Raw genomic sequence first — 1,681 nt, forward strand, 5'->3', positions numbered from 1 at the left:
CGGCCCTGTGTGGGTTGTGAAGTCACAGATTCATGCGGGGGGCCGCGGCAAGGGTCGGTTCGTGGAGGCTGAGGCCGGCGAGTTGGGCGGGGTCCGGCTGGCGCGGTCGGTCGAGGAGGCCAAGGCCTTTGTGGGCCAGATGCTGGGCCGGACGCTGGTGACCAAGCAGACCGGGCCTTCGGGCAAGCAGGTCAACCGCTTGTATGTCGAGGAAGGCTCCGAGATCGCGAAGGAGTTCTATCTGTCGGCGCTGGTCGACCGGAGCACGGGCCATGTCGCCTTCGTGGTCTCGACCGAGGGCGGCATGGACATCGAGGAGGTGGCGCATTCCTCGCCCGAGAAGATCGTCACGGTGACGATCGATCCGGCCACGGGGGTGATGCCGCATCACGGCAGGACGGTGGCCAAGGCGCTGAAGCTCGAGGGCGACCTCGCCAGGCAGGCCGGCCGGCTGGTGGAGACGCTCTACGCGGCCTTTGTGGGCGCCGACATGTCGATGCTCGAGATCAACCCGCTGATCGTCACCAGGGACGGGCGGCTGCGCTGCCTCGACGCCAAGGTGTCGTTCGATTCGAACGCGCTCTACCGGCATCCCGAGCTCGCCGAGCTGCGCGACGAGACCGAGGAGGACGCCAAGGAGATCGAGGCCTCACGCCACGACCTCGCCTATATCGCGCTCGACGGGACGATCGGCTGCATGGTGAACGGCGCCGGGCTCGCGATGGCGACCCTCGACATCATCAAGCTCTATGGCGAGGAGCCGGCGAACTTCCTGGACGTCGGCGGCGGGGCCTCCGAGGAGAAGGTCACGGCGGCGTTCAAGATCATCACCGCCGACCCGAACGTGAAGGGGATTCTCGTCAACATCTTCGGCGGGATCATGAAGTGCGACGTGATCGCCAAGGGCGTGATCGCGGCCGTCAAGGCGGTCGGGCTCAAGGTGCCGCTGGTGGTGCGGCTCGAGGGCACAAACGTCGAGGAGGGCAAGCGGATCATCGCCGAGAGCGGTCTCGACGTGATGCCGGCCGACGACCTCGACGACGCCGCCCAGAAGATCGTCGCCGCCGTGAAGAAGGGGGCCTGAGATGTCCATCCTGATCGACCAGAACACCAAGGTCATCTGCCAGGGGTTCACGGGCAAGAACGGCACGTTCCATTCCGAGGCCGCGATCGCCTATGGCACGCGGATGGTCGGCGGCGTCGCGCCGGGCAAGGGCGGCCAGACCCATCTCGACTTACCCGTCTTCGACACCGTGAAGGAGGCGCGCGAGGCGACCGGGGCGGAGGCCTCGGTGGTCTATGTGCCGCCGGCGGGCGCCGCGGACGCGATCTGCGAGGCGATCGCGGCCGAGATCCCGCTGGTGGTGTGCATCACCGAGGGCGTGCCGGTGCTCGACATGGTGAAGGTCAAGCGCGCGCTGGAAGGCTCGAAGACCCGCCTGATCGGGCCGAACTGCCCCGGCGTGGTGACGGCGGGCGAGTGCAAGATCGGCATCATGCCGGGCAACATCTTCAGCCGGGGCACGGTCGGCGTGGTGTCGCGCTCGGGCACGCTGACCTATGAGGCGGTGTTCCAGACGACGCGCGAGGGTCTCGGCCAGACCACGGCGGTCGGGATCGGCGGCGACCCTGTGAAGGGGACCGAGTTCATCGACATGCTGGAGCTGTTCCTGGCCGACGA

The 1,681-nt window shown here is 67.6% G+C and carries 2 protein-coding genes; both read left to right on the plus strand.

What is annotated here, in order from left to right; genetic code table 11:
• Positions 1-1,084 (plus strand): ADP-forming succinate--CoA ligase subunit beta (gene sucC, locus EK403_RS21985; RefSeq protein WP_128779586.1); only part of this gene is annotated, 1,084 nt, incomplete at its 5' end.
• A gap of 1 nt (position 1,085) precedes the next feature.
• The coding region (locus tag EK403_RS21990) for a succinate--CoA ligase subunit alpha (RefSeq protein WP_128779587.1) at positions 1,086-1,681 on the plus strand (596 nt) is incomplete at its 3' end.

The sequence above is a fragment of the Hansschlegelia zhihuaiae genome (assembly GCF_004103825.1).
Classification (GTDB): Bacteria; Pseudomonadota; Alphaproteobacteria; order Rhizobiales; family Methylopilaceae; genus Methylopila; species Methylopila zhihuaiae.